The 26996-nt window shown below is 60.9% G+C and carries 26 protein-coding genes; 17 read left to right on the plus strand and 9 right to left on the minus strand.

All coding sequences use genetic code 11. The features are described from left to right. Window positions 1-3 precede the first annotated feature (3 nt). Entirely contained in the window at window positions 4-1038 is a 1035-nt protein-coding gene (locus JIN81_RS03755; protein ID WP_200276509.1) for an NUDIX domain-containing protein, read from the plus strand. Further along, entirely contained in the window at window positions 1035-1388 is a 354-nt protein-coding gene (locus tag JIN81_RS03760) for a dihydroneopterin aldolase (protein ID WP_200276511.1), read from the plus strand. Before JIN81_RS03755 ends, JIN81_RS03760 begins: the two co-directional genes overlap by 4 nt. A gap of 21 nt (window positions 1389-1409) precedes the next feature. On the opposite strand, the gene JIN81_RS03765 is transcribed toward JIN81_RS03760, so the two are convergent. Next, complete coding sequence (locus JIN81_RS03765; RefSeq protein WP_200276514.1) at window positions 1410-2687, minus strand: O-acetylhomoserine aminocarboxypropyltransferase/cysteine synthase family protein; 1278 nt, start codon at window positions 2685-2687, stop codon at window positions 1410-1412. A 160-nt stretch (window positions 2688-2847) separates the two neighbouring features. On the opposite strand from JIN81_RS03765, the gene JIN81_RS03770 reads away from it, so the two are divergent. From JIN81_RS03770 to folP, 4 genes are read left to right on the plus strand one after another with little or no spacing between them, the layout of a single operon-like run. Beyond that, window positions 2848-4077, plus strand: a complete 1230-nt coding sequence (locus JIN81_RS03770) for an alpha/beta hydrolase (RefSeq protein WP_200276517.1) — start codon at window positions 2848-2850, stop codon at window positions 4075-4077. A 53-nt stretch (window positions 4078-4130) separates the two neighbouring features. Beyond that, window positions 4131-5015 (plus strand): NAD(P)-dependent oxidoreductase, encoded by an 885-nt coding sequence (locus JIN81_RS03775; RefSeq protein WP_200276520.1) that lies wholly within the window; start codon window positions 4131-4133, stop codon window positions 5013-5015. Further along, window positions 5008-5742, plus strand: coding sequence for an alpha/beta hydrolase (locus tag JIN81_RS03780; protein WP_200276523.1), 735 nt, complete (start codon window positions 5008-5010; stop codon window positions 5740-5742). The genes JIN81_RS03775 and JIN81_RS03780 overlap by 8 nt, the downstream gene beginning before the upstream one ends. A gap of 50 nt (window positions 5743-5792) precedes the next feature. Beyond that, entirely contained in the window at window positions 5793-6605 is an 813-nt protein-coding gene (gene folP, locus JIN81_RS03785) for a dihydropteroate synthase (RefSeq protein WP_200276935.1), read from the plus strand. 40 nt (window positions 6606-6645) lie between these two features. Here the strand turns inward: folP and JIN81_RS03790 are convergent, their stop codons facing one another. The 5 genes from JIN81_RS03790 to JIN81_RS03810 all read right to left on the minus strand — a co-directional run bounded on the left by JIN81_RS03790 (window position 6646) and on the right by JIN81_RS03810 (window position 11354). After that, a complete protein-coding gene (locus JIN81_RS03790; RefSeq protein WP_200276526.1) occupies window positions 6646-7395 on the minus strand; it encodes a hypothetical protein in 750 nt (249 codons plus the stop codon). After that, entirely contained in the window at window positions 7392-8162 is a 771-nt protein-coding gene (locus JIN81_RS03795) for a hypothetical protein (protein WP_200276528.1), read from the minus strand. Before JIN81_RS03795 ends, JIN81_RS03790 begins: the two co-directional genes overlap by 4 nt. 218 nt (window positions 8163-8380) lie before the next feature. Next, window positions 8381-9814 carry a two-component system sensor histidine kinase CreC gene (creC, locus tag JIN81_RS03800; protein WP_200276533.1) on the minus strand — a complete coding sequence of 478 codons (1434 nt, stop codon included), beginning with the start codon at window positions 9812-9814 and terminating at the stop codon, window positions 8381-8383. Between the two features lie 34 nt (window positions 9815-9848). Beyond that, window positions 9849-10556 carry a two-component system response regulator CreB gene (creB, locus tag JIN81_RS03805; protein ID WP_200276536.1) on the minus strand — a complete coding sequence of 236 codons (708 nt, stop codon included), beginning with the start codon at window positions 10554-10556 and terminating at the stop codon, window positions 9849-9851. Window positions 10557-10616: 60 nt separating this feature from the next. Further along, the gene (locus JIN81_RS03810; protein WP_234044439.1) at window positions 10617-11354 is read right to left on the minus strand and encodes a copper homeostasis protein CutC; all 738 of its coding nucleotides are present in this window, start codon (window positions 11352-11354) and stop codon (window positions 10617-10619) included. Window positions 11355-11430: 76 nt separating this feature from the next. On the opposite strand from JIN81_RS03810, the gene JIN81_RS03815 reads away from it, so the two are divergent. Next, window positions 11431-12027, plus strand: a complete 597-nt coding sequence (locus JIN81_RS03815) for a GNAT family N-acetyltransferase (RefSeq protein WP_200276541.1) — start codon at window positions 11431-11433, stop codon at window positions 12025-12027. Between the two features lie 14 nt (window positions 12028-12041). Here the strand turns inward: JIN81_RS03815 and JIN81_RS03820 are convergent, their stop codons facing one another. Beyond that, a complete protein-coding gene (locus JIN81_RS03820; RefSeq protein ID WP_200276544.1) occupies window positions 12042-12866 on the minus strand; it encodes an LOG family protein in 825 nt (274 codons plus the stop codon). A 109-nt stretch (window positions 12867-12975) separates the two neighbouring features. On the opposite strand from JIN81_RS03820, the gene JIN81_RS03825 reads away from it, so the two are divergent. The 9 genes from JIN81_RS03825 to JIN81_RS03865 all read left to right on the plus strand — a co-directional run bounded on the left by JIN81_RS03825 (window position 12976) and on the right by JIN81_RS03865 (window position 20973). Further along, the gene (locus tag JIN81_RS03825) at window positions 12976-13815 is read left to right on the plus strand and encodes a hypothetical protein (protein WP_234044440.1); all 840 of its coding nucleotides are present in this window, start codon (window positions 12976-12978) and stop codon (window positions 13813-13815) included. Window positions 13816-13986: 171 nt separating this feature from the next. Beyond that, entirely contained in the window at window positions 13987-14751 is a 765-nt protein-coding gene (locus tag JIN81_RS03830; protein WP_234044441.1) for a peptidoglycan recognition protein family protein, read from the plus strand. Between the two features lie 3 nt (window positions 14752-14754). Next, a complete protein-coding gene (locus JIN81_RS03835; RefSeq protein ID WP_200276550.1) occupies window positions 14755-15162 on the plus strand; it encodes a YkgJ family cysteine cluster protein in 408 nt (135 codons plus the stop codon). Between the two features lie 90 nt (window positions 15163-15252). Then, entirely contained in the window at window positions 15253-15987 is a 735-nt protein-coding gene (locus JIN81_RS03840) for a hypothetical protein (RefSeq protein WP_200276553.1), read from the plus strand. 643 nt (window positions 15988-16630) lie between these two features. Beyond that, window positions 16631-17395 carry an AsmA-like C-terminal region-containing protein gene (locus tag JIN81_RS03845; protein WP_234044442.1) on the plus strand — a complete coding sequence of 255 codons (765 nt, stop codon included), beginning with the start codon at window positions 16631-16633 and terminating at the stop codon, window positions 17393-17395. 77 nt (window positions 17396-17472) lie between these two features. Further along, window positions 17473-18030, plus strand: coding sequence for a 16S rRNA (guanine(966)-N(2))-methyltransferase RsmD (gene rsmD / locus JIN81_RS03850; protein WP_325100840.1), 558 nt, complete (start codon window positions 17473-17475; stop codon window positions 18028-18030). Window positions 18031-18038: 8 nt separating this feature from the next. After that, window positions 18039-19298, plus strand: coding sequence for a 3-deoxy-D-manno-octulosonic acid transferase (locus JIN81_RS03855; protein WP_200276557.1), 1260 nt, complete (start codon window positions 18039-18041; stop codon window positions 19296-19298). Between the two features lie 209 nt (window positions 19299-19507). Next, window positions 19508-19729 (plus strand): hypothetical protein, encoded by a 222-nt coding sequence (locus tag JIN81_RS03860; RefSeq protein WP_234044443.1) that lies wholly within the window; start codon window positions 19508-19510, stop codon window positions 19727-19729. Window positions 19730-19770: 41 nt separating this feature from the next. Further along, window positions 19771-20973, plus strand: coding sequence for a hypothetical protein (locus JIN81_RS03865; RefSeq protein WP_200276560.1), 1203 nt, complete (start codon window positions 19771-19773; stop codon window positions 20971-20973). Here the strand turns inward: JIN81_RS03865 and JIN81_RS03870 are convergent, their stop codons facing one another. Next, window positions 20974-22365: an SGNH/GDSL hydrolase family protein gene (locus tag JIN81_RS03870; RefSeq protein WP_200276562.1), complete on the minus strand. Its 1392-nt coding sequence runs from the start codon at window positions 22363-22365 to the stop codon at window positions 20974-20976. A 53-nt stretch (window positions 22366-22418) separates the two neighbouring features. Continuing rightward, window positions 22419-24875 carry a glycosyl hydrolase family 2 protein gene (locus JIN81_RS03875; protein ID WP_200276564.1) on the minus strand — a complete coding sequence of 819 codons (2457 nt, stop codon included), beginning with the start codon at window positions 24873-24875 and terminating at the stop codon, window positions 22419-22421. Window positions 24876-25012: 137 nt separating this feature from the next. On the opposite strand from JIN81_RS03875, the gene JIN81_RS03880 reads away from it, so the two are divergent. Then, window positions 25013-26992, plus strand: a complete 1980-nt coding sequence (locus tag JIN81_RS03880; protein ID WP_200276566.1) for a DNA gyrase/topoisomerase IV subunit A — start codon at window positions 25013-25015, stop codon at window positions 26990-26992. The last annotated feature ends 4 nt before the right edge of the window (window positions 26993-26996 follow it).

A 26996-nucleotide genomic window follows, 5' to 3' on the forward strand; every position in this document is an offset into this window, starting at 1 on the left:
ATCATGTTCCGCAATTTGATTTTCGACTGGTCAGGGACCTTGGTGGATGACCTTCCGCCCGTCCTGGATGCGACCAACCATGTGCTTGCCAACTATGGGAAGCCGACGATGGACCGGGAGGAATTCCGTCGCCGCTTCAGGCTGCCTTACCGCGAATTCTACGAGGAACTCCTGCCGGGCGTACCGCTGGAGGAACTGGAGGATCACTTCCGCTTGGGCTTCGCTGAGTCATCCGGGAAGGTGACGCCCCTGCCGCATTCGCGCGAGAAGCTCGAGTGGTGTCGGGCCCACGGTATCCGCGCGTTCGTCCTCACCAGCATGGATGCACCCTCCTTTTACTCGCAACTGAAGGAATTCGGGTTCGAGCCATTCTTCGAGGAGACCTACGCCGGCGTGCTCGACAAACGAGAGTTGATTCTGAACCTCGTCTCCGATCACGGACTGGATCCCGGTGAGACCGCATTCGTGGGGGACATGACGCATGATATCGACACAGCCCACCATGCCGGTTTGACCTCGGTGGCCGTGTTGAGTGGCTACACCCATGCCGGACCCTTGTCCGAGGCCCGGCCTCACATCACCGTGCAGGATCTGGAAGGGCTCCGCCGGGTGATGGAGCGCCCCTTGAGGTCGGTGCGACCGATTGCCACGGTCGGTGCGTTGATCGAGAATGAAGAAGGCGAGGTGCTGATGGTCCGCACCCACAAGTGGGGGCATCGCTGGGGGATTCCGGGCGGGAAGATCGAGCGGGGTGAGCCATCGGAAGAGGCGCTGAGGCGGGAGATTCGTGAGGAAACGGGACTGGAGGTGGGCGAAGTTCGATTCGTGATGGTGCAGGATTGCATCGACTCCGCGGAGTTCCACCAACCGCAGCACTTTCTCCTGCTCAACTACGTCGCCCGACGTATTTCAGGCGACGTCGTGCTGAATGACGAGGCTCAGGAGTTCAACTGGGTCTCCCTGGAGGATGCGCTTGCGATGAACTTGAATGAGCCCACGCGTCAATTGATCGAAACCCAACTGAAGGATCCACGGTGAACGACTCCCTGATCAAGATCCGCGGCCTCCGTCTTCAGACACGGATCGGAGTTCCCGACGAGGAACGAGCCGACGAGCAGGAATTGCGGGTGAATGTCGACATGGTGCCGTCGACCACCTTTTCGGAGATGGGTGACCGAATTGATGCCACCATTGACTACCACGCCGTCTGTCTGGAGCTCGCGGAGCTGGCGCGCCGCGGCGAACGTCGGCTGATTGAAACTCTGGCTGACGAGATGGCCGACCACGTGATGACGAACCACGACGCGGTGGAAGTCCGCGTGGAGATCGAAAAGTTCATCCTCCCGCAAACCGACTGGGTCGGAGTGCAGGTGGTGAAGCGGAAGTGATCGGGCGGTCAGCCCGCGGTGTTAGCCAAGGGCTTGATCGAGGTCGGCGAGGATGTCGTCGATGTGTTCGATGCCGATGGACAGCCGCACCATCTCGGGTGGGATTCCGGCGGAGACCTGCTGTTCCGAGTTGAGCTGGCTGTGGGTGGTGGTGGCGGGGTGGATCGCGAGTGTCTTGGCATCGCCGACGTTGGCGAGGTGAGAGACGAGTTGAAGCGAATCGATGAATGCCGACCCAGCCTCGGCTCCGCCCTTGATGCCGAAGACGACCATGCCGCCGCCCTTGCCATCGAGGTATTTCTGGTTCTTGGCAAACTCAGGGTCGTCCTCGAGGCCGGGGAAGCGGACCCACTCGACTTTCGGATGCTGTTTGAGGTGCTTGGCGACCGCGAGGGCGTTCTCGCAATGGCGCTCCATGCGAAGCGGCAGGGTTTCGATGCCTTGGAGGAACATCCATGAGTGATCCGGCGAGATGCAGGCGCCGAGATTGCGAAGGGGCACGGTGCGCATGCGCAGGATGAAGGCAAGGGAGGCGAGGGGGGCGGGCAGGTCGTGACCCCAGCGCAAGCCGTGGTAGGAGTGATCGGGCTGATCGTACAGGGGGTGTTTGCCACCCGCCCAGTTGAACTTGCCGGAGTCCACCACGATGCCTCCGATTCCGGTGCCGTGTCCGCCAAACCATTTCGTGAGCGAGTGGATGACGATGTCTGCGCCGTGTTCGAGTGGGCGGGTCAGGAAGGGGGTGGAGAAGGTGGAGTCGACGATCAGCGGAAGGCCGTGCGCATGAGCGACATCGGCGACGGTCTGGAGGTCGGTCACCTCGAGTGCCGGGTTCGATACGCTTTCGCAGAAGTATCCGCGGGTGTTCTCGTCGGTGGCCTTCGCGAAGTTGTCCGGATCGTTGGAATCGACGAAGCGGACCTCGATCCCGAGAGCGGGAAGGATGTCATTGAATTGCGTGTAGGAACCGCCGTAGAGGTTTCGGGCGGACACGATGTTGTCGCCTTTGGAGGCGATGTTGATGATCGTATTGAAGATCGCGGCAGTGCCGGACGCATGACCGAGACCCCCCATTTCCGGGGCTCCCTCGAGCAGGCAAACGCGCTTCTCGAGGATGTCGGTCGTGGGGTTCATCAGGCGGGAGTAGATGTTCCCGAGTTCCTTGAGTGCGAAAAGGTTGGCGGCGTGCTCCGTATTGTCGAAGACGAAGGAAGCCGTCCGATAAATCGGCACGGCTCGCGAGTGGGTTTCGGCGTCAGGAGTATGACCGCCGTGAAGGCAGAGGGTTTCCAGTTTCATGGTGAGGATGACCAAACCCGGAGGGCGCATCCGGGGGAAGCCAAAAGGTCGTCAGAGAGGCGGTTTTGAACGGTCGGGTCGCGCAAGGGATCATCGATCTGCTGCGTCGGGGCCCGGAGACGTGACAAGTGGGATTGCAGGGCACAAGGTGGAGACTCCGATGCGAAATCATCTCCTGCTCAGCCTGGCTCCCGTTGTGCTTCTCTTGGCTTCATGTCATACCAAACCGGTCGCTCAGTGGCTCCTGCCGACGCCGGTGATGTATCTGGAAGGGCAGGTCCGGCCCTTCGATCATTTGCCGGCCAGCCAGCAATCTCCCGAGACCGAGGTCTTCTATGCCACGAATCGAAAGCGTGCCGGGCTCAGCTATGGGGCCGGCATGACCGAGGAGATGCGACTCGGTGTTGCTCGGATGCGCTTGGGAAACGAGGATGAAACCTGGTCCACTCTCGTCGATGCTTCAACCGAGCATCCGCGGCCCGAACCCTTGTCGGTCAAGGTGGATACCGCCACCGAGGTGGCCACCGAATCGGGGCCTGGCGTCAGTGAATGGGTTCGTCGGGTCGACCGGGCGGTGATGAAGAGTTCGACGAGGGATCTCGTCGTTTACGTCCACGGTGCCAAGGTTGGATTCGAGCACTCGTGTGCCTTTGCCGCCGAGTTGCAGCATTTCAGCGGTCGTGATGTCGTCGCGGTGGCGTTCGACTGGCCGACCCATCGTGAACTGGTCTCTTACGTGGATGGGGTGGATCTGGGACATGCGCGGAAATCCTCGGAGAAGTTGGCAGTGCTGCTCCAGTTGCTTTCCACGGGCACCCGCGCGCGGAAAATCCACATCGTTTCCTGGAGTGCGGGTGCGCGGGTGCTGTCGCGGGCACTCGACGAACTTGGCCGTGATCGGTCCGCTGGGAAGGGAAAGAAGCTACGAATCGGGGCGGCGGTTTTTGCGGCGGGGGACGTGCCGGAGCGGGATTTTGAAGCACGGCTTGGCGCCATGGAGCGAGTGGCCGAGCGGGTCATTGTGTATGTGTCGGACGATGACTTCGCGCTGAAGTGGAGTTCGCGGTTGATGGGTGGTGGGCGTCGACTAGGAATGGAATGGGATGACTTCGGCCCCGAGCGCATGGCGTTTCTCAACAGCCATCCGAGCCTGGAGATTGTCGATACGTCCTATGGAAAGGAAGTAAGGGGCTTCGATATCCGGGGGCACCGGTACTGGTTCCAGAATCCGTGGGTGAACAGCGACTTGATTCTGGCCTTGAGGACCGATCAACCGGCGGCGAAGCGCGGCCTGAGCCGGGGTGAGATCGATGGGCTTTATTACTTTGCTTCCGACTACGACAAGAAGATCGGCGGGGTGGCGAAGTCACTCACCGGAGGGTCATGGTGAAAGTTTCACGCACTGGGTGGACAAGGTCGGTTTTCCTGCTCCAATAGGAACCCATGAAGGACATGAAGATTGGCGTGGTCGGGTTGGGGCGCATGGGGGCCAATATGGCGCGAAGGTTGAAGGATTGCGGATACCAGGTATCGGTGGTGTTCGATGTGGCCGAGACTCTGACCAAGGAACTGGCCGCAGAGCTTGGAGCCATCCCGGCGGAGAAGCTCGCAACGGTCACGGAGCGGGCCGACGTGATCCTCACCGTGGTGACCGATGATGCGGCCATGCTCGAAGTGTTCTCGCCGGACGGACTGCTCGCTGGTGCGGAAGGCCGTGTCTTCGTGAATTGCGCAACCGTCCGACCCGAGACCCACGAGTTGGTCGATGAGCTGTGCCGGGCGGCGGGTGCAAGTGCCTTGGAGGCGTGCATGGCGTCGAGTATCCCGCAGGCGCGCGAAGGCACACTGTATCTCATGACGGCCGGGGATGAGTCGGTTTTCAAGAAATTGGAGCCGATGTTGAAGGATCTTTCGAAATCGCTTCGCTATGTCGGCACCACGGGCCAGGCGGCCAAGGTGAAGGCCCTTGTCAACATGGTGATGAACGTCAATACGGCGGCACTGGCGGAGGGCTTGGGCCTGGGGCAGGCACTTGGCCTCGATCTCGCGATGCTCAAGGAGGTCTTTTCCCAGACCGGGGCGAATTCCCGCGTGTTGGAAACGGATGCCGACGACATGATCGACCGCGACCACGACTGCTACTTCTCCGCGGCCCACGCCGCCAAGGACAGCGGGATCGCCAACGAACTTGCGGCGGCTTCCGGAGTCGAGGTGCCACTCTCCCAGGCGACCGAGGCCCAATACCGGCGATTGATTGAATTGGGGCGGGGAGAGCTGGACAAGTCGGCGGTGGCTGAGTTGACATTCCAAGGAAGAATCGATGAGTGAGCTACCAACCGAATTTCGAAATCGCTGCGGCGAGATGCTGGATGTCGCTTTCCATCCGGGGACACGCGAAAAGCGTCTGCTGGTCCTTGGTCACGGCGTCACCGGAGACATGGATCGTCCGCTGATGGTGGCGGTGGCTGAGGCGCTCTCGGCGCGCGGATGGCCGTGCCTGCGCATGTCATTTTCCGGCAATGGTAGCTCGGACGGGGATTTCGAGGAGGCGACCATCACCAAGGAGAGCGAGGACCTTCAGGATCTGATCGAGGAAATTCCGGCGGACGTCCGGATTGCCTACTGTGGGCATAGTATGGGCGGAGCCGTCGGGCTCACCGCGGCATCCCTTGATCAACGGATCGAGGTGCTGATCACTTTGGCGGGAATGGTCTTCACCGAGGAGTTCCTCGAGCGTGAGTTCGGAGATGTGGTTCCCGACAAGGGGCTGATGTGGGATGAGGACGATTGCCCGCTTTCGCAGAACTTCGTGGATGACATGGAGTCGATCGGGGATCTCCTCGATGAAGCCGGCGAGTTGGGTCGTCCCTATCTGCTGATTCACGGAACCGATGACGATGTCGTGCCGCCCGAGGACAGCGAGCAGGCGTTCGAGCATGCGGCCGAACCCAAGAAACTCGTGATGGTCGATGGAGCCGGGCACTCGTTCGAGGAGACGGGGTACGGCGACGTGAACGACGCCATCGGGTCGTGGCTTGAGGAGCACTTGTCTTGATCTGGAAGCTGCCGCACCGAGAGGTTCGATTTCCCCGCCGCGCTCTGGTGATGGGGATCGTGAACGTGAATGATGACTCTTTCTCCGGCGATGGAACGCTGGATGTGGAAGAGGCGATTCACCTGGCGCTGCATCAGGCGCAGAGTGGGGCCGATGTGATCGACGTGGGCGCCGAGAGTGCCCGCACGAATCGCGCTGCGATCTGCATCGATGAGGAAGTGAAGCGCTTCCAAGGGTTTCTTGAGCGGTGGCGTGTCGAGGTTCAATCCGCCGAACCGCGGGATTCGGCGCAGGTGTGGCCACCGGTGCTTTCCGCCAACTCATGGCGACCGGAGGTGGTGGAGGCGGTGCTGGAGATGGGGGTGGAACTGGTCAACGACATGGGTGGCTTGCCCGACCATCGGAATGCACGGGCCTGTGCCGGAGCCGGAGCTTCGCTGCTGATCATGCACTCGGTGGGCGAACCCAAGGTGCCCCATCTTCATCAGCAGTGGGATGATGTGATGGGGGAAATGGAGCGGTTTTTCGCCGAGAAGATCCAGATGGCGATCGAAGCAGGTTTGAATCGAAATTCGCTCATCCTTGATCCAGGGATCGATTTTGCGAAGCAACGTGATGACAACCTGCTTGTGTTCCGCGAGATGGAGCGGTTGGTTGCTTTCGGTCGACCGGTGCTCGTGCCGGTCAGCCGGAAAACGGTGATCGGTGATGTCTTGCAATTGGAGGTTCCGGCCGAGCGGGATGCCGGGACGATCGCTTGCATGGCCTCTACCTTGCGGCGTGGTGCCCATATGCTGCGGGTCCATGATGTGGATGCGGCATGGCAGGCGCTGCGTGTGTTGGATCCCTTGGTCGGTCAATAGGCTGGGCTGGCGCTGGACGTGGATTCTGCAATGAACACGTTCACCAGGATTTTGAATTCGCTGTCTCCGTGTTGTCATCCGGGTTCGGGAGTAGCTGGTCCATGGATTCGGCCCAGTGTTGGAGGAAGAACTTCTTCTCGTCGGTGAGGAACCGTTCGGAGCGGCCGAGGATGGGACGCAAGGATGTGGTGAGTTGCAGGCTCACCAGAAGAAAGATGGTGCACCAGATCAGGATGGGGCCCGTTTGTCTCGCGCCGTGGGCTTTGAGTGATGTGATTACGAAGCGGAACCCGAAGAACAGGGCGATCAACCAAGATCCGATTGCCAGGGCTCCCATGAAACCGAAGGAGAGGGTTCCCTGAGTGAAGATCCAAACAGCGGGTGCGAAGCCGAGGAGAAGCAACCCAGCGAGGGCGAGCATGCCGCCGAGGGTGGCGGCGAGATGATTCGCTGAGGCATCGGACCCGGACAGGCAGGAGAAGATGTAGAAGCTGGGGAAGCAGATCAGGCCGGCGAAGATCAGGCCGCCTCCGAGCTTCAGTGGCGCTGCCCAGAGTTGTTCGTGATAGGCGAAAGTCCCGAGAACCAAGCCGAAGACAAACATCGACGTGGCGGCAATGATGCCGAAGTTGCGGAGTGCTGCGGCCCCATTTCCGCCTTCGTGCCTTGCGAGGTCGGTCGGTCGACGCAAGAGCGCCTCGAAGAAGTCCCTGAGGCTGAGGGCATCAGGAAGAGAAGTCGGGTGGTCGGTTTCAGGGAGTGCGGGTGGAGTGCTGGTCGGGTCGGTCATGGTGTCTTGTGTTTGATGGATTGAGTCTGGAGCTGACGAATGAGGATGAAGGCGGTGAGGCTGAGGCCAAGGATGCCCACGGCGATGGCGATCCTGTCGGTCCCGCCAAGCGTATGTCGTAGGGACCGGAAGACCGCTTCGTAGAAGCTCCCCTTCATGGGATCGTCACGGAGGAATGCGACATCGAGTCGGGGCGAACCGAAGAATGGGCGCAGAATCCATGAGAACTGGGCTCCAAGAAATGCATTGCCCGCCACCCAAGCCGTCACGGTGGAGCGAGCGATCACGCGCGATCTGCAATGCCTCCGAAGCAACTCGCCGAGTCGGAGCACGCCGATCAATCCGGCGATTGCGATCAGGGCGGTGTGGGTCAGAAGGTAGGCAGCGTGGGCCGATGCTGCTTGAGGCGAGTCAGGCGGCGGTGCGTTCCATGCAAGGAAGAAGGTCACGGGAGCCAGTGACCCAAGAATCAACGCGGAAATGGCAAAGGCGCTGAGTAGTGCATGAAGTGACTGGCGAAAGCCGAGATTACTTCCGAGCAGCATCCCGAGCAATCCGTTGAGCACGCCGTTGCATCCCAGCGTGCACGCGATCAGCAGTGGCATCTTCAGGGCGACGTAGGCACCCATGACGGGAGATCTCCAGTAGCCAACGGTGAAGCCGTAGACCGCGAAGCCGACGGTCGTGGTCAGGGCCGCACGTCCGAGCCCTCCGGAACCCGGCAAGCTCAGGGAGTCGGGTCGTGGGTGGATCTGAGTTCGGAACATGTGGTTCCAGAAGCGCCGGATGGATCCGTGGGGCGGGAAGTTCAGCGGCGTGGTGACTAGAGACCTAGTTCTTCCCGGAGGTCATCGAACAAGGTGTCCGAGGTCGGGCGGGGCGGTGGAGTAGGCCGGGGTGATTCACGTTTCATGAGTTGGATCACAACGTGGTTTTGTGAACCCCTGATCCCGGTCGTCTGAGAAACGTGTGAATTGTCAGCTTTCTAGACGGGGAGCGTCAGCGTCGCCACCGTTCCGGAAGGTTCCGCAGCATCGAGGGTGATGCTGCCGTGGTGAAGATCCACGGCCTCCTTCACGAGGGTGAGTCCGAGTCCGGTGCCCTTGCGGCCGGCTTCGAGATGTCGCAGGGAGAAGAACCTCTCGAAGATGCGAGACTTTGCATAGTCGGGGACTCCGGGCCCTCGGTCTTCGATGGTGAGGATCAGGTCGTCTACCTCGGTTCGCAGTTCGACGAGGATCGAGTCGCCGGCGGGTGAGAAGTCGATGGCGTTCTCGAGGAGGTTGGTGACAGCAGCCCGCAGGATGAAGGCATCGCCCCGGACCGGCTCGACCGACGCGGGCAGTTTGGTGATGATTTCGACGGACGCGAGCTCGGCCATCGGTTGGGCCTGGGCGAGCGCCCGTTTGGTGATCTCGAGGAAATCGACGTCCTCCGGATTGTCGAGTTGGCTGCGACCCTCAAGCGCGGAGAGTTCCAGGAGACGATTGAGGAGCCGTTCGGCACGGCTGGACTCCGCCCGGATGTTTGCCATGAAGCGATGCCGGTCCTCCGTGGGCATGTCCTCATGAAGGAGCTCGGCGGCACCGCGGATGGCGGCCAGGGGGCTCTTCATCTCATGGGTGAGGGTCTGCACGTAGCGCTCCGCATAGCGTCGGCCCTCGAGGGACTCCCGCATGGACTGAAGGGCGTGGGCAAGGGTGTTGACCTCCCGGCCTGCCCCCAGCTTCGGCATGTCCGGGCGCGCGCCCTGTTCAATCGCCCGGGCGTATTCGGTAAGGAGGCCGATCGGGCGGTATTGCCAGACGAATACCGCTGCGACAAGGAAGAGGATGCCCCCACCGATGAGCCCGGTTCCCCACCAGATCTCGGATCGGCGCTTGCGCACGATGGGCAGGACGTCGGACTGGGGTTTGGAAACACTGAGGACGCCCCATGGAGACGAGGGGTCGCCAATGGGGGCGGCAACGTAGAGCACCGAGGATGACGGGTTGTTCTCGTCGTCCCGACTACTGCGGGCGCCGTATTTCCCCTGGAGGCAGAGGTGGACGTCACGGGCTTTGGACATGTCGGTGCCGACCAAGCTTCCGTTGTTTGAATCAAAGATGACGATCCCCTTGGAATCGGTGATGTAGGCGCCAAGACCGACATTCTGTTTGAGGTGTCGGTAGATTCTGGCCTTGAACACCCGGCTTTTCGCGCCCTGGAAGGCAGCATCGAAACGATCCGGGTCGAATCCCTCGCTCTCCAGATCCGCCTCGACGAAGGAAGCGAGCAAGTGGGCGGTGTCGACGAGCGTTTCCTCGGTGGCCTGGAAGGTCTGAGGCTCGACTTCATCGAGTTGTCGGCGAACCAGCAGGTAGAACCCCGAGCCGATGATCAGCGCGATGATGAGTAGGGTCAGTCGGGTGAGGCGCACGGTATGGGGAGGATGACCTGAACGGGCAAGGACATCAAGGCACGTAGGCGTAGCCCAGCCCGCGTCTCGTTTGAATGAATTCCTCAGCTCCCGCCGCCGCGCCCCGCAGTTTGGCGCGGATGGTTTTGATGTGGGCGTCGATGGTCCGGTCGGTCACCGCTCCCGGATCTTCCCAGGCATGATCAAGGAGTTGATCCCTGGTGTAGACGCGGTTTGGTTGGCGGATGAAGACCAGCAGAAGCTTGTATTCGTGGGCGGTCAGGTCGAGGGGAGTGCCCTCGCAGAGGATGCGCATGGATGACTCGTCGTGGGTCAGTGGCGTTCCATGCCCGGCGGGCTGACCATTGGTGGATGAGGACTCCGGGGATGGGCCTCCATCGTTCTCGGTGCGGCGCATGATGGCCCGGACCCGTGCGACGATCTCGCGCGGGCTGAAGGGTTTGGTCACGTAGTCGTCGCCACCCAGTTCCAACCCGAGAATCCGGTCGAGTTCTCCATCGCGTGCGGTCAGGAAGAGGATCGGAACTTTCGACTGGGTCCGAAGCTGTTTGCAGACTTCGAGACCGGTCATATCGGGCAGGCCGATGTCGAGAATCACGAAATCAAACGGGTTCTCCGCATGCTGATCGAGAGCGGTTTCACCCGTCAGCGCGTGGCTGACTTCAAAGCGCTCGGTCTTCAGCGCATACACGAGGGCGTCTGCGATGGCGGGTTCGTCTTCTACGAGTAGCAAGCGGGGCATGATGAATATCGTGCGGTGGGAAAGATGAAGACTGGATGAAGGCGTGCGGAAGATTCGATGTTAGTCGGACGGGATGGCCATGACCTTGCGGATGCATTCCGCACTTGCGGTCTTGAATTCATACTCTCCGGGGACCTCCGTGGCTCCCATCGGCAGGTCGGGATTGCGATGAATCATGGGGCTTTCATGAGTGCGACGTGCGGTCAGATGAAGCTGCGCGGCCTCGGCCTGCTGCGCGACGATCGCGGCGTTTTCCGGGGTGATGCCCCCACCGGGAAGGATCTCGATCCGCCCTTTGGCTTGCTTTCCCAGATCTCGGAGTGCCGGGGCTCCTTCGAGGGCATTGGGGTGGCCACCGCTACTGAGGACCCGCTTGAAGCCGAGCTCGATCAGTGTTTCCAGGCTCTCGGAGAGGCTGCGGGTTACATCGAAGGCCCGGTGAAAAACGCATGGATGCCCGTTGCATGCCTTGATGAGGGTTTCATTGGCATGGCGATCGACGGAGCCGTCGAGGAACAGGCACCCGAAAATGATCTCGTCGGCGCCATGCTCGATCGCGCGCTGGATGTCCGTGGCCATGGCCTCCAGCTCCAGCGTGTTGTAGTGGAAGTCGCCGCGGCGTGGGCGGATCATGTGGACGATGACTCCGGGGAAAATCCGGCGTGCTTCGATGAGTGTCCCGAGGGTGGGGGTCAGGCCGCCTTCCGTGAGTGCGGAGCAAAGTTCGATCCGATCGGCCCCTGCATCGGCAGCAGCGGCGACCGACTCCAAGGAATCCAAGCAGACTTCAACAATCATTCGCAAAAGGTGACGCATGCGGGCCATGTGGCAAGTGCAGCGTTGCAGAGTGGCAGCGACTCCGTAGATTCATGACATGAGCATTGACGCATTCCGAACGGATCTGGCGTGCGGCTTGCCGGTGACCGTGCGGCCCTTGACCCAGCGCGACCGTGGTGCCTTGGCGGAGGGCTATAGACGTCTCTCGCCGGACTCCCGATATCAGCGATTCTGGGTGCACACCGGGGAGGTCATGGGGGAGAAGATGCTCGATCGGATCCTCAGGCAGGACCCGGAGAATCATGCGGTGTGGGCGGTTTTGGATCCAACCCGTGAGTTTCCCGGAATCGGTGCGGCGAGTTTCTGGCGCTCGGAGAATGACCCGGAAGAGGCTGAGTTCTCGTGCACCGTGTTGGATGGGGATCAGAGACGTGGCATCGGGACTTTGTTGTTGGCCACCGTCTGGCTGGCTGCATTCCGGGTGGGCATCCGACGATTCACCGGCTACACGATGCCGGAGAACGTATCGGCCATCCGCTGGATGCGCGATACTGGAGCGGAAGCGGAGTGGGATGGCTACAAGGTGATCTTCCGCTGGCGCCTGGACGACCTTCAGCCGATTCCGGCGACCCCCGCCGGGGCCGCATTGGCTGAGAGACTTTCCGAGCTCGCACCCAAGTTGTTGCCCGATTAGGCGGATGTTTGGGTTCAGCCCTTGGCCGGAATCCCGCGTTCCCCGAGGATCGTTTTCGGCTGAGGCAGGAATTTCTTCCTCAGATTGAACTGGCGCACGGCATGACGCTGCAGGTGCGCGACTGCTTCCTGGATGTCATCGGTGAAGAAGATCAGCTCGGGGTCGTCCGGGCTGATCGTGCCCTCTTCCGCCATCCGGTAGACGAAGTCCATCAGCGGTTGCCAGTAGTCCTTGCCCATCAGGATGATGGGGAAGTTCCGGATCTTCCGGGTCTGGATGAGGGTCATCGTTTCGAACATCTCGTCGAGCGTGCCTGCTCCGCCGGGCATTACGATGAAGGCGTAGGAATACTTCACCAGGATGGTCTTGCGGGTGAAGAAGTAGTACATGTTGACCGATCGATCCACATATGGGTTCTCGTGCTGTTCAAAGGGGAGTTCGATGTTGATGCCGATCGAACGGCCTCCGGCCTCGTAGGCGCCACGGTTGCCGGCCTCCATGATGCCCGGGCCTCCTCCGGTGATCACGGTGAAACCCAGCTTCGCACACTCAGCTCCCATCTCACGCGCCATCTCGTAGTAGGTGGTGCCGGGCTTCGTGCGTGCGGACCCGAAGATCGTCACGGCTGGTCCCGCGAAATGGAGGGCGCGGAAGGCTTTGACGAAGTCCACGGCGACCCGCCAGATCGTCCCGAGTTCTCGCCAGCGTGAACCCGGTCCGGAGAGCATGGATCGTTCAGGATGCTCAAGCTCGAAGGCGAGTTCCTGATTGATGGCCTCTTGGTCGATGGCGTGCTCGGGCTTCTCTTCCGGCTGATCTGGGCAATGGGGAGCGGTCATGGATGGGAAGACCACTAACATCCATCCTTAGGTTTTGCATATGGTTACTTCACTGACGATGCTCCTTTCCGAGCTTGATCAGGAAGGGCTCTTCAGGTGGGATCATGCCATGATGATCTCCAAAACACTCGGTCTCGGATCCTTCGCCGCCCTGGCAATCTCGATGGGCAGCCTTCAGGCGGCGGAAAGCTATGTGCTCAAGGAGCCGGATCCCGAAGTGGGCCTGGCCGTGGAGACGCTGATTGTGGTGAAGGGCGGCGTGACCGAGAGCAGCGTGGGGGGAGCGACCAAGACCATGCGCACCGACGTTGTCCGACGCCGCGCCTGGCAGCGGACCTTTCACAAGGATGCCCTCGGTGGGAAGGTCAGCTATCGCATGGTGCGTGACGAGGTCGGCTCGAAGTTGGATGGCCAGGAGAACCTGCGCCCCGGTCCGCTCGCCGGCAAGGTTGCCATCGGTCGGAAGAACGGGGCGGGGAACTGGGCATTCATGCTCGAAACCGGAACCGCTGTCGGGGATCAGGTCGACGAGCTGAAGAAGATGGAGGAGATTGAAAACCGTCGCTGGTTGCCGAATCGGATGGTCGAGATCGGCGAGACCTGGGAGTTCGTTCCGCAGTTCATTCGCGGCTCCCTTCGCAAGGACATCCCCGATTCGGTTGCGGTGGGCCTCATGGAATTGATGAGCGTCGAGAAGAAGGCCGACGGAAGCCGGGAAGCGCTGATCAAGGTGGTGGTTCGCGCCGGTGGCGAAAGTGTCAAGGGTGTCGGCAATGTGGTCGGAGCGGAAGGTGCGCTCGCAGGCAATCTTGTCGTGAATCTCGACAAGCCAGGAACGATGACTCTGCGTCTGAATGGAACCGTGGTTACCGCAGCGAAGGTCGGGTCGGCCGATAGTGTTGCGAAGTTGCCTGTGACGATGCGCTTCGAGGCGAAGCCGATGCCTTGAGGAGTCGAGGTGGAGCTTCAAGCGTGCTGACACCTACTCGGGGCACTGCAATCGCAAGATATCTCCAAAGAGAATTGATGTCCGGGTGAATGCGGGGATGCTTTTCCGCGTTTCATGAATCCGTAGTTTCCTCATTTCTACGGCGCTCAACCTGTGCTAATGATTACGCTCATGAAATGGCCGCTCCTTATCTCCGCTTCGGTCCTTCTCATTTGTCTGCTGCAATGCACGCAGATGGAGCCGGTTGGAGGACACAGCGATCGACCTGTGGGAATTTGGGGAGGTGACATCCCCGTGGTGAACGCCGGCAACTCCCAGACCACGGTCAGCGCGGCCTCGAGCCTGTCCCGGCTGCGGTCCTCCGCGAACGTGAAATCGGACATGGTGCCCCGCGGAACGCATGGACGGAAGGTCGTGCGGCCGATGAAGGCCCGCTACATCACGATTCACTCGACCCAGAACTACACCGCGGACGCGGAACGCCACTCGCTGGCCCTGAAACGGGGTGCCCTGAGGGCACCGAAGCGTCGGGGAGGAAACCGGATCGGCTACCTGATCTGGCATTTCACCGTCGATGAAGATGCGGCGGTGCAGCACATGCCCACCAACGAGCAGGGCGAGCACGCGGATTTCGATGGCCCGGGGAACCGCTACTCGATCGGCATCGAAATGTGTGAGAACCGAGGCGCCGACCTGAGTCAGACGATCGATCGAACGGCGCGCTTGACGGCCTATTTGATGCACAAGGAGGGGATTCCTCTGAGCAATGTGGTGCCGCACTACCACTGGGAACGCAGGGGGACCAGCAAGCCCCACAAGAACTGCCCCCATTTCCTCATGGATAATGGTAGGCCGGGGCGGAAGTGGAAGGCTTTCCAATCCCAGGTGAATCGCTATTACCGATCGGTCCAGTCACAGTCGCTGGTGAATCGTTGAACGATGAGCGAGCTGCACGGGAGTCCGGGGAATCGAGAGGTCTTTCTCGATCCAGATACCTACTACGTTTGTCAGCGGTGCACGGCTTGTTGTCGCTGGCCGGGTGATGTGAGGTTGGAGGAGGACGAAATCCCTCGCATTGCCGAGTTCCTGGGGTTGTCGGAGGAGGGGTTCCTCGCGCGCTTTACGCGACTGCGAACCAACCGGCAGGGGCTTTCTTTGATCGAGAAGGAGAATCATGAATGCATCATGCTCGAAGATGGAGGGTGCCGGATCCACGCGGTGAAGCCGGGACAGTGCGCCGGGTTTCCCAATCGTTGGAATTTTGACGGGTGGAGAAAGGTCTGCGAGGCCAAGCCGATGCCGATGGAGGAGGCGATCGAGCAGGGGTTGGTGAGGGTGGAGCACTAAGGTCAAGGGTTCGGGCGGGATCAAGGATGGGGGTGGGCCGTGCATTGCCGCTTGAGTTTCGGCCAGAGGCGGCGCAGCCTCCCGCCGTCCATGAAGTCACTCTCGATCGTCGCCGCCTCCGTCATGATGTCAGTCGCCTACGCCGCTGAGGTTCCGGAGGTGCTCAACTACCTGCCCCAGAACCAGTTCGTGAAGGGGGCGACCACCGTCGTCGTGCCACCCAAGGAGTTGGACAAGTATGTGGCCATCGTCGAAAAGGCGGCTCAGAAGGACCCGGAGTGGTTCAAGGAGCACTCCAAGAAGTCGGCTCCGGGAATTCCACTCCCATACGATCCCAAGCTCGGCCTGACCGAGGAGCAGTACAAGGAGTATCTTGCCCTGTGGGAGAAGCGGGAGTTCAAGGCGGTGGAACCCGTGGTTCTCCAGCTCAAGGAAGCGGGCAAAGGGTTCTGGTCGATCGTGACGGTTGGTGGGGCCCACCCGATCACGACCCTGAAGTATGATGCGGCCAAGGACGTGTTCGTGTCGCCCAATGGGACGCTGGAGCGCCTTGAAGATGTGGATGCGGACAAGCACAGCATTCTCGGCGCCTGGACCGGCCACGAATGGAAGTTCAGCGAGGAAACCAGTCTCGGTAGCACGAAGGAAAACTTCGCAATCGGCAAAACGGGCGACGGAAAGTTCGGACTTTTGGTCTATCGGATGCAGGAAGTTTCCTCCGAGGGAACCCGCCTCTACGATAAGAGCCTTGTGATCCGGTTCCCCATGGGAGCCGCAGGTATCTTGAAGCCGGAGGAACTCCAGCTTCAGCAGCCACGGAGGTAGTCGCGTGGTGGAGGAGCGTCGTCCACGGCGATGGGTGCGACGCATCAAGCGCCTCCTGCGGTTTTCAGCGGGTGGGGCGCTGCTGCTTTTTCTCGCCCTCCAAGTCCTCTTGGCGACGCCATGGTTGCGTGAACGGGTCACGAAAGAACTGAGCCGGCGTGCTGGGCTCGATGTGCAGATCGGTGGTCTCGGATGGACCCCCTGGGGTGGTGCATCGGTGCAGGAGTTGGTGGTTCTGCAGCCAAGCGCAGTACGGGAGCATACCGACGAGCCCCTCCTTCGCATTGCGGAGATCAGGGCGAGTCCACACTACCAGTCCTGTTTGAGGGGGGACTTGTGGTTGGATCGCATCGAGGTGCGTGACCCAGTACTGAGCGTGAGCGCGGAAATGCTGATCTCGTTGGCGGCCGCTGGTCTTCCGAGCCAGGAGCCGCCACCCGTAATTGCTGCGGTGGATCCTTCGAAAGGGCGTCCGCAGGAGCCGAGCCCTGAGCCTCCATCCATCGTCGATGGTCCGCAGTCCGGGCGTGATGGCGGTGGGGAGGTCGTAGGTGATGGGGGAACTCCCGCAGTGCCGACCAAGCCGCCCGTCTCAACAAAGAAACGACCGTTGCAAATGGAGGTAGTAAACGGAAGATTCCGCATGTTTTCGATCGGCCAAATGGGTGAGCTTATGGCTTTGGATGATCTCGATTTGGTCTTTGCCGGAAGCGATGAAGCCGGGAGTGGGAATGCAAGGTTGGCGGCGCTGAAGGTGCTAAAACAAACGATGGAAACGGATATTGGAGTAGAGCTTCAGTTGGCTGCCAGAATCCTGAATCTTAAGGTTATTGAAGAGCCGGAAAAACCCATGCAACTTACTGGTAATGGGAGAATAAGCATAAATCCAGCACTCCCATTCGAAGCGACTGTTGGCTATAGGTCGACTGAGTCGAGCTGCTTCCGGTTTCCAGCGCTTGAAGAGCTCGAAATTGCCCAGAATCAAACGTTCGTTCAGTGCGCGGGATTTGCGCGGGTTCCGATGAGTTGGAGGGCCTTGGTGCGGTCGGGGGGCGAAGGTTTGGTGATGAAGGGTGCGGGCTTGGAGTTTGATCGATATGGGGCGGCGATGGTGCTCCAGAACGGGGTCTTCCAAGTGCCCGACTTCCGGCTTCTTGGTGATCAGGCGTCGCTCCTCGGAAATGGCTGGGTCAACCGGGAGTCCGGATCGGGAGTGATTCGTCTGGTGGTTTCGAGCGCGGCCGCTGAGTGGGTGAAAGCGCGACTTGGGGTGGAGAGGATGGATTCGCTGGATCCGGGAAATCGCCAGTTTCTCGATGTCGACTTCTGGCGTAACCCAACGGGTTGGATGGCCGATCTGGATGGTCGGACGGTTCCGCTCAGTGAGATCGGGTTGTCCGGGAGGTGACTGGGGGTGAGCAGATGAGCGCAACGGCGATCTGCCGGGGCTTGTCCTTTCCGAGTCGTGCTGGCATGGGAGGGGGTGTGAGAATTATTGCTGGAACGGCAGGACGGGTGGCGATCCGGGTGCCGAAAGGGGAAACGCGACCGACCACGGACTTCGTCCGTCAGGCGGTGTTTTCCCGCTTGGGTGAAGTGGTCGAGGGAGCGCGGGTTTTGGATCTGTTTGCCGGGTCCGGGGCACTCGGCCTGGAGGCACTGAGTCGGGGGGGCAAGGAGTGCGTGTTTGTGGATGAGGGTCGTGCCTCCGAGCAGGCGATCCGGGCCAATCTGCAGAAGAGCCGGCTCTCGGGAGGACGGGTGGTGCGGGCGGACGTGCATGGATGGCTACGCCGTGAGAGGAGTTCATTTGATCTCGTTTTTGCAGATCCTCCCTACTGTCACTCGGCTCTCGACCGCGACCATCTCGGGGCGATGTTCGCGCTGGAAGGTTTCGCTGATCGGGTCGCGCCCGATGGGTTCCTGATCGCGGAGCAGTCCGCCCGGGAAGTTACGCGTGAGGCGGTGGGCTTCGAACTCGTGGACCGACGCGAGTATGGCAGCAGTGCCATCCTTCTTTACGCTCGGCGCAGCGATTCCTAGTCTCTGCCATGCCGTCCGTCCTGTTGCTCTACCGGCTTCTCCTTCCGCTTTATGTGTTGGTGGCGCTGCCGTCGTGGTTGGGAAAAATGGCACGTCGGGGAGGATTCGGATCCGGCTTGTTGGAGCGGGCGGGTCGCTATGCCGAGGAGTTGGAGTTCGAGCCGGCGGGTGCCGTGCACGTTCATGCGGTCAGCGTGGGTGAAACCTTGTTGGCCTTGAAGTTGATTCGGGTCTGGCGTGAGCGTTGTCCGGATCAGGATTTTGTCTTGGCGGTGGGCACGGCCACGGGAAAAGCGGTGGCGATGGAGAAGCCGGGCCCCGGAGTTCGGGTGGTGTATCAGCCAGTGGATTTTGGATTCATGGTCCGTACGTATCTGAACCGCTTCGAGCCGTCGCAGATCGTACTGGTGGAAGGGGAGATGTGGCCGAATCTGCTAATTGAGTGTGAAAGGCGCGCGATCCCTGTCCGCCTGGTGAATGCGCGGATGTCACCTCGTTCGAGGCGGCGGTATGAGAAATTTGCCCACTTGATCCGTCCGGTGTTTTCAAAACTGGACGCCGTGGCGGTGCAGGAGGAGGCGAGCGTTGGAATTTGGGAGACCTTGGGTGTCGAAGCTGATCGGATCAAGGTGACTGGAAGTTTGAAGTTTGATCCGGGGAGTGGATCGCTTCCGACCCGGCGTGCGGAGTTTGACTCGATGCTGAAGCCGTGTGCGATCGATCGTCCGGTGGTTCTGGCGGCGAGCACCCATGTGGGTGAAGAAGCGCTCATCGGGCGGGCCGTGCGTCGGGCAGGTGGCTTCTTTCTATGTGTGCCACGGCATGCTGAGCGTCGGGCCGAGGTGAAAGTTTCCCTTGAAGAAGAAGGTTTTTTTGTGGTGCTGCGATCGGCCTTCCAGCCTCCTTCTGATCCGGAGACCTGCTGTCTGGTGGTCGACTCGACCGGGGAGCTTTGCGATTGGACGGCGCACGCCGACGTCGTGGTGATTGGGAAGAGTTTTCTCGGCGAGGGTGGGCAGAACCCCGCGGAGGCGATACAGGCGGGGAAGCATCTCGTTTTTGGACCCCACATGGAGAACTTCGAGCCCTTGGCGTCCGAGTTGGTCGAAGTGGGGGGCGCGCGTCGTGTGGCGGGCGAATCGGAGTTGGAGGAGGTCCTCGCCGGAATGGGCGATGGAGAGGAAGCGTCAACGGACTCGGCGAAGCTGGTGCTCGCGAAGCATGATGGAGCGGTTTCGAGGACGCTGGAGCTGTTGAGCGCCTCCTGAAGCCTCCGGGAAGGTGCCGAAATTTTGTGGAGAATGATGCAAGCTGGTGTTTGTCATTCCGATCCGGACCGCTAGGGTTTTCCCCGTGAGCGACCCATCGAAAAAGCAGGATGACCTGCTGTCAGCGTTTGATCTTGGCCCGGCTTGGGCCCGGAGCGACGCGCCGGAGAAAAAGTACAAGGACCACAAGGGCGACGGCGGTGAACGTCGTGGACGCCGACAGGGTGGTGGGGGTGGCCCGGGCGGTGGGCGCGGTGAACGCCGCGGCGGCGGTGGCTACGGAGGTGGCGGAGGAGGAGCGCGCCGCTCGGATGGTGGTGGCCGAGGACGCGGAGGACAAGGTGGAGGCGGTCGAGGTCGTCGCGACGGAGGAAAATTTCAGCGGGATGGTGATCGTCGAAGGGAGCTCCCTCAGCCGGCTCCGGGTCTGAAGGCAACGATCTCGCCATCGGTCGAAGCGATTCATTTGCTGGTGAAGGAGATCCATCACCGGGCGCGGGTGTATTCCTTGTTTGACGTGGCGCAGTTGTTTTTGAGTTCGCGCGGGAGCTGCCGGCTGCACTTCGTGGTCGAGGACTCCAAGCCGCCTCTTTATCGGGGTAGGAAGGACGACTGCCTGTTCGTGACCAAGGAGGAGGCGGTTGCTCACTTCATGCAGTCCGAGGCGTTCGGGAAGCTGTACGAAACCGATGAGGTCGAAGCTGATCCGCCGAAGGGGAATTTCCAAGTGGTGGCGAAATGCGGCATTTCGGGGGAGTGGCTCGGGCCTCCCAATTTCCACAGTTATCAATCCAACCTTCGCCGTCTCCACCGTGAGAGGTTTTCGAACATGCCTTTCGAGCGTTATGCCTCGAAGGTGAGGACCGAGCGGGGTGAGGAAGCGGTCAATGCATGGATGGAATCGATGAAGAAGCGGGTGCGCTGGCGTCCGGTGGGTGGTTCCGACGACGACTGGACCTTCGAGCGCTCCGAGATCGAACATGACTTTCTCTCCCGGGCCTTCAGTGATGCCTATGAGGAGACTCGCAAGACCGAGTTGCCCGGCGACACCGATGCTCGTGCGATGTCCGAAGGAGTGTTGGCGGCTGCCAGCATCGCGGGGTCGCACACGCGTCGACATCCGGCGATGTTGATTCCGACGATCTGCCGGATGCTGGAGTCCGATCACCTCGCAATCTTCAAGACGAAGGGGAAACTGTACTGTGGTCCAGCGCGTCCGCATCCATTGCAGGATGTTGATTCCCTGTCCGAGCGGCCTGCCGCCATCGTAAAGTGGCTGGATGACAAGGAGCGTCCGAAGCTTGGAGAACTATGGACAGCGTTGCTTCCCGAAGGAACGGAAGAACCTCCGAAGGAGTGGTTGGTCGACCTGTTCTGGCTGCTTACCCAAGGCCACGTGCTGCTGTTCGCTGATGATAGCATGGTGCTGCCGAAGCGAAGCAAGCAGGGTGGAAGTCCGCAGCCGCCGGCGGAAGGGGCCAAGAAGCCGAAGAAGCGGAAACGCAAGAAGCGCAAGCGCACTTCCTTCAAGGCGAGACGCCCGAGTCATGCGAAGTTGATCAGTCAGATCTCGCGAATGAATCACGGTCGACTGCTGGCCCTGCGCGGAAAGTCACGCCTATGGGGGCGCCGTCTATCGCGTCGCGACAAGATCCGCTGCCTTCAAGAAGACTGATCAAGGAGCGGGGTTGGCCTGGATCCTGAAGAAGCTTCGCTCAAGGGCGGGCGGTGTGGCTGTCGCCGTGCCGCCTGTCAGGATGAGTCGACTCATGGGGACATCGGTCCATGAATCGAGGTCGGGGGATTCTTCCGCGCTCCACTGGATATAACGCGAGGCATCCTCGTTGATATTCCAAGTCAGTCCACCACCGGGCTCCCACCTTCCGGTCGGGGAGTTCGTGGAGGTGACCGGAGATGTACCGAAGAGCATTTCCACTCCGTTGGGCAGGCCATCGCCATCGGAATCCAAATCGAAGGAGTCCGGTGCCAGACTGTACGCCGCGGCCCAGTCGATAAACGGTTGATCGGGATCCAAGGCAAGAACCGAGCCGAGGATCTCACGATGGCTGAATGGAGTCATGGCGCCGGGAATCCGGGTGTTGATGGCGAGCATGATTTCGTTGGCGATCAGTGCCTGCGCGGCAGTGCCCGGGTGGAAGTTGTCCTTGCAGAAGAGGTGGTCGGGTGGGTTGTAGGGGTCGCCCTCGATGGTGAATTCCGTGCCATTCAGGTGGAAGGGGTCGAGGTCGAATGCAAGGTCGGTGAGTCGATCCACGCGTGCCACCGAGGTGTTCGGCTTGGCTTCAAAAGTGGTGATGATCGCCTGATTCATCGCGGCGATGTGCGCCCGCGTCGTGGCTTGAAGTGCGGGGGTGTTGTAGATCTGATAGATGTTTGGTGTAGCTCCTACGTCAGGAACCGTAGCGACGACGATCGGCACACTGGCATTCTCGGCGCGCACGGCCGCGTGGATCGTTTCAAGCCGGGTCCTCACCGGATCGAGGAATGGGCTGGGATCCGCGGCATTGAAGATGTCGGAGTAGGCGTTCTTCAGGTCGTTGCCTCCGAGCATGATGACAACGACATCCGCTGTGGCGAGTTGGGTGAGGAGGCTGCTCTTCGTGGCATCATAGAAGAGGTTGAGCGGGAAGGATCCATCGTCGACGGGGTTGGAGGTCAGCAGGCTCGTCCAGTTCAGGGTGGTGGTGCCGACGACGGCGAAATTTTTCTGGAATCCACGGAAGCGCAGGTCGCCGCTCGGCAGGGGAAAGAAAAAAGTGTCATCGATGTCGCCCCATTCGCCGGTGGGCCCGAAGTCCGCTTCATTGGGTCGGAAAATGGCGAGGAGTTCGGGCCAGTTGAAGGCGCGGACGTTTCCATCGGGATTGGGTGAATCCGGCTCCGGATAAACGCGATCGCCGACGACCGCTCCGAGCAGTGGCACTTCGGCCAAGCGCGCGACTTCGCTGTAGCCATCGGTGAGGCTGTCACCGATGGTGACGATTTTCAGCGGAGTGGCGGAGGTATAGCAGATGCTGAGGGTGAGGAGCAGCAGGAGGCGCGGCATGGCGCAACTTACCCACTTCCTCTCCGTTGGCTACCTGGAATTGCCTCGCAGGGCTACGGGGAATCCCGTGTGGAGCTTGGTGTGATCAGTCGGACGGGGCCGAGAAGACCAGCCGGGAGGTCGTGGTCGGCGAGACTGGTGACTTCAATCTCAAGTTGGTTTCGGCCCTTCTTGATCAGGGAGGCGGCGTTCAGTCGATGGGGCGGGGCGAAGCTGGTTCCGAGCTGCTGTCCATTGACTCGAACGCGGGCGGTGTGGGCCACCGTTCCGAGGTCGATGACGCCGACGCCAGGCTCAGTCGCTTCGAACTCGATCGTGTAAGTGGCAGTCTGTGAGTGGCTCCCCGACGGAGCGGAGGAAAGGGTGCGCCATGATCCCAAAATGGGGCTTTCGATGGGTGGCAGGTCGTTTAACTGGATGCGCCAGGTGCCACCCATGAGGCGCTCGTGGGTCGCTGGGCCCGGGCCCGCCCATTCCGGACCGGTGGCGGTCCGCTCACGGAAAGTGCGGAGGACGATTGATTCGCCGGGCTCGAGGTGCAAGTGGATGAGCGCTCCGTCGTCGGAGGCTCCCCGAGGGGCGATGCCGGACGTCTGGTGGTCGCGCGGGTCGAGTTTGACGACGGATTCGGCGGGGCGCGACAGGCGGACCGGGGAGTCGACGGTCGTGGTCCCCGTATTCACGATGAAATAGTGGCTGCCTTCCGGGTGGCTTCGGCGGATGTGTCTAAGTCCGAGCTTGGCCATCGGCTCGGGCTGGATCCTCAGGTGGTCGATCAGTTCATCGAGGTCATCGGATTCCAGCGTGCTCGCGTCTGGAAGTTGCTGGAAGGCTTGGATGAGTGTACCGCGGCGGATGTCCGGGTTGGGAAAGCCGGGGACATCCTGGGGGAGCTCGCCAAGGGCACTGATCCGCGCGCCGCGTCGGGCGAGTTCGAGGAGTTTGACTGCGGTTTGCTCGGGGAGGCGTCGTACTTCAGGAAGGATCAATCCTTTGTAAGTCAGCCCGGCGATGAGGATGAGGCCGTCTCCGATGACTTCGGCTTGCTCGAGCAGTCGGTCGCTCGTGGTGTCGAAGGTGACACCTCGTTCGCTCAGGCCTTCGAAGGCCCGCTGGTATCCGGTGGGTCGGAGCCACTCTCGACGGGCGGCAGGTTCCGAAGGGATGCCACCGCGTTCTGACCAGAAGTCGTGAGCTGGATAGTAGAGAAGGAGATCGGGATCGGGCGCCCCAAGTTGGAGGATGCTTTGGCAGCGTGTGATGTAGTCGCTCAGCGGTTGGAGGTTTCCCCAGAGACCGCCCGGGTCGTCGAGAAGCAGCTCGCCTTGTGACGGATCGAGTAGGGATGAACGGCCGTCGAGCATGATGTGGTTGGCTCCTTGAAGCCAAAGGTCGTCGAGGTGTCGTTTGATGTCCGCCGGCGTCGTGGTGCTCGATGGATCCGGAGTGTAGGTGGCGACGACGAGTGGCTTCATCGTCAGGTGGGCGGCGGATGCCGCGAGGTGGAGCTCGGGATCGAGGACGGGGATCCCAGCCACACCTGGAAAGTCGGCAACGCCGTGGAGCTCGAGGGGATGACCGGGCTGCGCATGGAGGAGGGTGCGTGTCAGTGAACCCTGATTGCGGGTGTGGTCCTGCCATGTTTCCAAGCTCACTCGGTAGAGGTCCGACAAGGTTTCCCGGTAGTCGCAGCGAACCCGCTGAATGACGCCGCCCGGTCCGTCGCCGAGGAGGGCCGGGAGTTGCTCCCTGAGGTCGTATCCCCTGAGGGCGAGGAAACGTTCGAAGAATTGATGGGTCCAGTCAGAGTATTCCGCTCCGGTTCGCTCCAGCGGTCGACTCCGTGGAAACGGGCCTTCGTAGTCGGCGAGAGAGAGATCGAATGAAGCGAGCGCGTCCTTGATGGCCACTGGAGAAAATGGGTCCAGTGCAGGGGAGGCGGGTTCATCGAAAAGTCCGTAGATTCGCCAGCTGCCGGCTGGGGCATCCCAGACGAGTTCTTTGGTCTCCGGGTCGATCGCTTCGAGCAGGTCGATGGGCTGCCCTTGGGGCGGCCATGCGGCGAGGCAATGGGCGATGCCCTCCGGGAGCTCGAGGCGCAGCGGGCCCCCGCGTGCGGTGGCGGCATACGGGAACCATTGGCGTCCGGCGTCCTCGGCACCGAAGGCGAGGGGGCGACGACCGGCGAAGGTGGCGAGGTCGAACCCAAGTCCGAGCTCTTCGGCGAGTGAGGCTGTGGCGGAGGCTCGAGGTGCCCAGCCGGGGCCGGGCCAAAGCGTGTCGCCTTCCGCTCCGAGCGGCAGGACTTCGACTCCGCCGAATCCGTGGGCGGCGATTTCCTTGAGCTCATCGTCGGGCTCCTCCGGACAGCTCAAGTCCGATGGCCACCACCAACGCAGCCATGGGCGGCTGTCGGCGTCGGGTTCCGGCCACTTGGTGTCATCCCCGGCCGCGGGAGTGACCGAGGCGAGGCAGCCGATGAGAAGGATCAGGTGGAGGAGACGTGCCATGGAGGAAATGCCGGTCACTTGCGCTGGCCGGATGCGACTCATCCGAGCAGGATCGGGGCAGCCATCCAACCCAGAAGCGAACCTTGAGCGCTTGAGGCTTGCCCAATGCTTAAGAAACCTGAAGCATTTGCCCGACAATGACCCCTGACCCCGACCAGCACGTCTCCCTCGGGGAGATGTATTCGGACTACTTTCTCGATTACGCCTCATACGTGATTCTCGAGCGTGCGGTCCCGCACCTCGGTGATGGATTAAAACCCGTCCAGCGCCGGATTCTTCACTCGATGAAGGAATTGGATGACGGGCGCTACAATAAGGTGGCGAATCTGATCGGCAACACGATGAAGTATCACCCCCATGGTGACGCGGCGATCGGAGATGCGACGGTCAATCTCGGGCAGAAGGATCTTCTTATCGACACCCAGGGTAACTGGGGCAACACCCTGACCGGGGATGGGGCGGCCGCTCCGCGCTACATCGAGGCGCGTCTGACCAAGTTCGCGCTTGAGGTGCTCTTCAATCCGAAGACCACCGAGTGGACGCCAAGCTATGACGGTCGGAACAAGGAACCGATCACGCTCCCATCAAAATTTCCTGTGCTCCTCGCGCAGGGGGTCGAGGGCATCGCGGTCGGCCTTGCGTGCAAGATGCTGCCGCACAACTTCATTGAGATCATCGACGGTTGCATTGCGGTCCTGCGAAAGCAGCCGTTCGAGTTGCTTCCCGATTTCCCGACCGGCGGCATCATGGATGCGAGCGATTATCGGGACGGTCTGCGTGGCGGCAAAGTCCGGGTGCGGGCCCGCATCTCGATCGAGAAAAAGAACCTGCTTCGCATCAGCGAGATTCCCTTCGGCACGACGACCGGCAACTTGATGGACTCCATCGTCAATGCCGGTGAGAAGGGAAAGATGAAGGTTTCGAAGATCGAGGACAACACGGCGGAGCATGCCGACATCCTCGTGTATCTGCCTGCCGGAGTGGACGCGGATACGAGTCGTGATGCGCTCTACGCCTTCACGGACTGCGAGATGAGCCTTTCGCCGAATGGGTGTGTGATCACCGACGGCAAGCCGAAGTTCCTGGGGGTCACGGAGATCCTCAAGGCCAGTGCCAATCAGACACGGGAGCTGCTCGGCGTCGAACTGGAGATCAAGCTTCGCGAACTTCAGGAGAAGTGGCATTTCAGCTCACTGGAGAAGATCTTCATCGAGAATCGGATTTATCGCGACATCGAGGAGTGCGAAACGTGGGAAGCGGTGTTGAAGGCGATCGATGACGGTCTGGAGCCGTTCAAGAAGTTGCTTCATCGCGAGGTGACGGAGGACGATTTGATCCGGTTGACCGAGATCAAGATCAAGCGGATTTCGAAGTATGATTCCTTCAAGGCCGACGAGCTGATCAATGGGCTCGAGGATGCAATCGCCGAGACGGAGAAGAACATCCGTAACCTGACCCGGTTCACGATCCGCTGGTTCGAGAACCTGAAGAAGAACTTCGGCAAGGGTCGGGAGCGGAAGACCGAAATTTCGACCTTCGACCGGGTGGTGCGCACCCAGGTGGTGGCGGCGACGGAGACCCTGTATCTCGATGAGAAGAACGGCTTTGCCGGATACGGCCTGAAGAAGGAGAAGCCAATCGAGAAGTGTTCGACGATCGACGACATCATCGCCTTCACGGCGGATGGCAAGATGAAGGTCACCAAGGTGGCACCCAAGGTGTTTGTCGGTCAGCGTCCGATGCGGGTCGCCGTTTTCCGCAAGGATGAGGATCTGATCTATTCCATGCTCTATCGGGATGGACGTGACGGTCCGGTGCTGGCGAAGCGCTTCCGTGTCGGTGGCGTCACGCGTGACAAGGAGTACGACCTGACCCCGGGCAAGAAGGGTTCGCGGGTATTCTACTTTGCGGTTCACCGGACTGAGGCGGAGAGCGAGGCGCAGATGCTCATCGTCCACCTAAAACCGGCACTGAGGTTGCGAAATGTCAGCCGCCCGTTCCACTTCGCGGAAGTCGGTATCAAGGGGCGGGGGAGTCGGGGGAACATCGTCACCAAGCTCACGGTGGACCGGGTCGCTCGCGCACCGAAGGATTTTGATCCTGAAGTGGGAGCCTGATCCG

Origin of the sequence: Haloferula rosea (genome assembly GCF_016595525.1) — a bacterium.
Lineage (GTDB): Bacteria > Verrucomicrobiota > Verrucomicrobiia > Verrucomicrobiales > Akkermansiaceae > Haloferula > Haloferula rosea.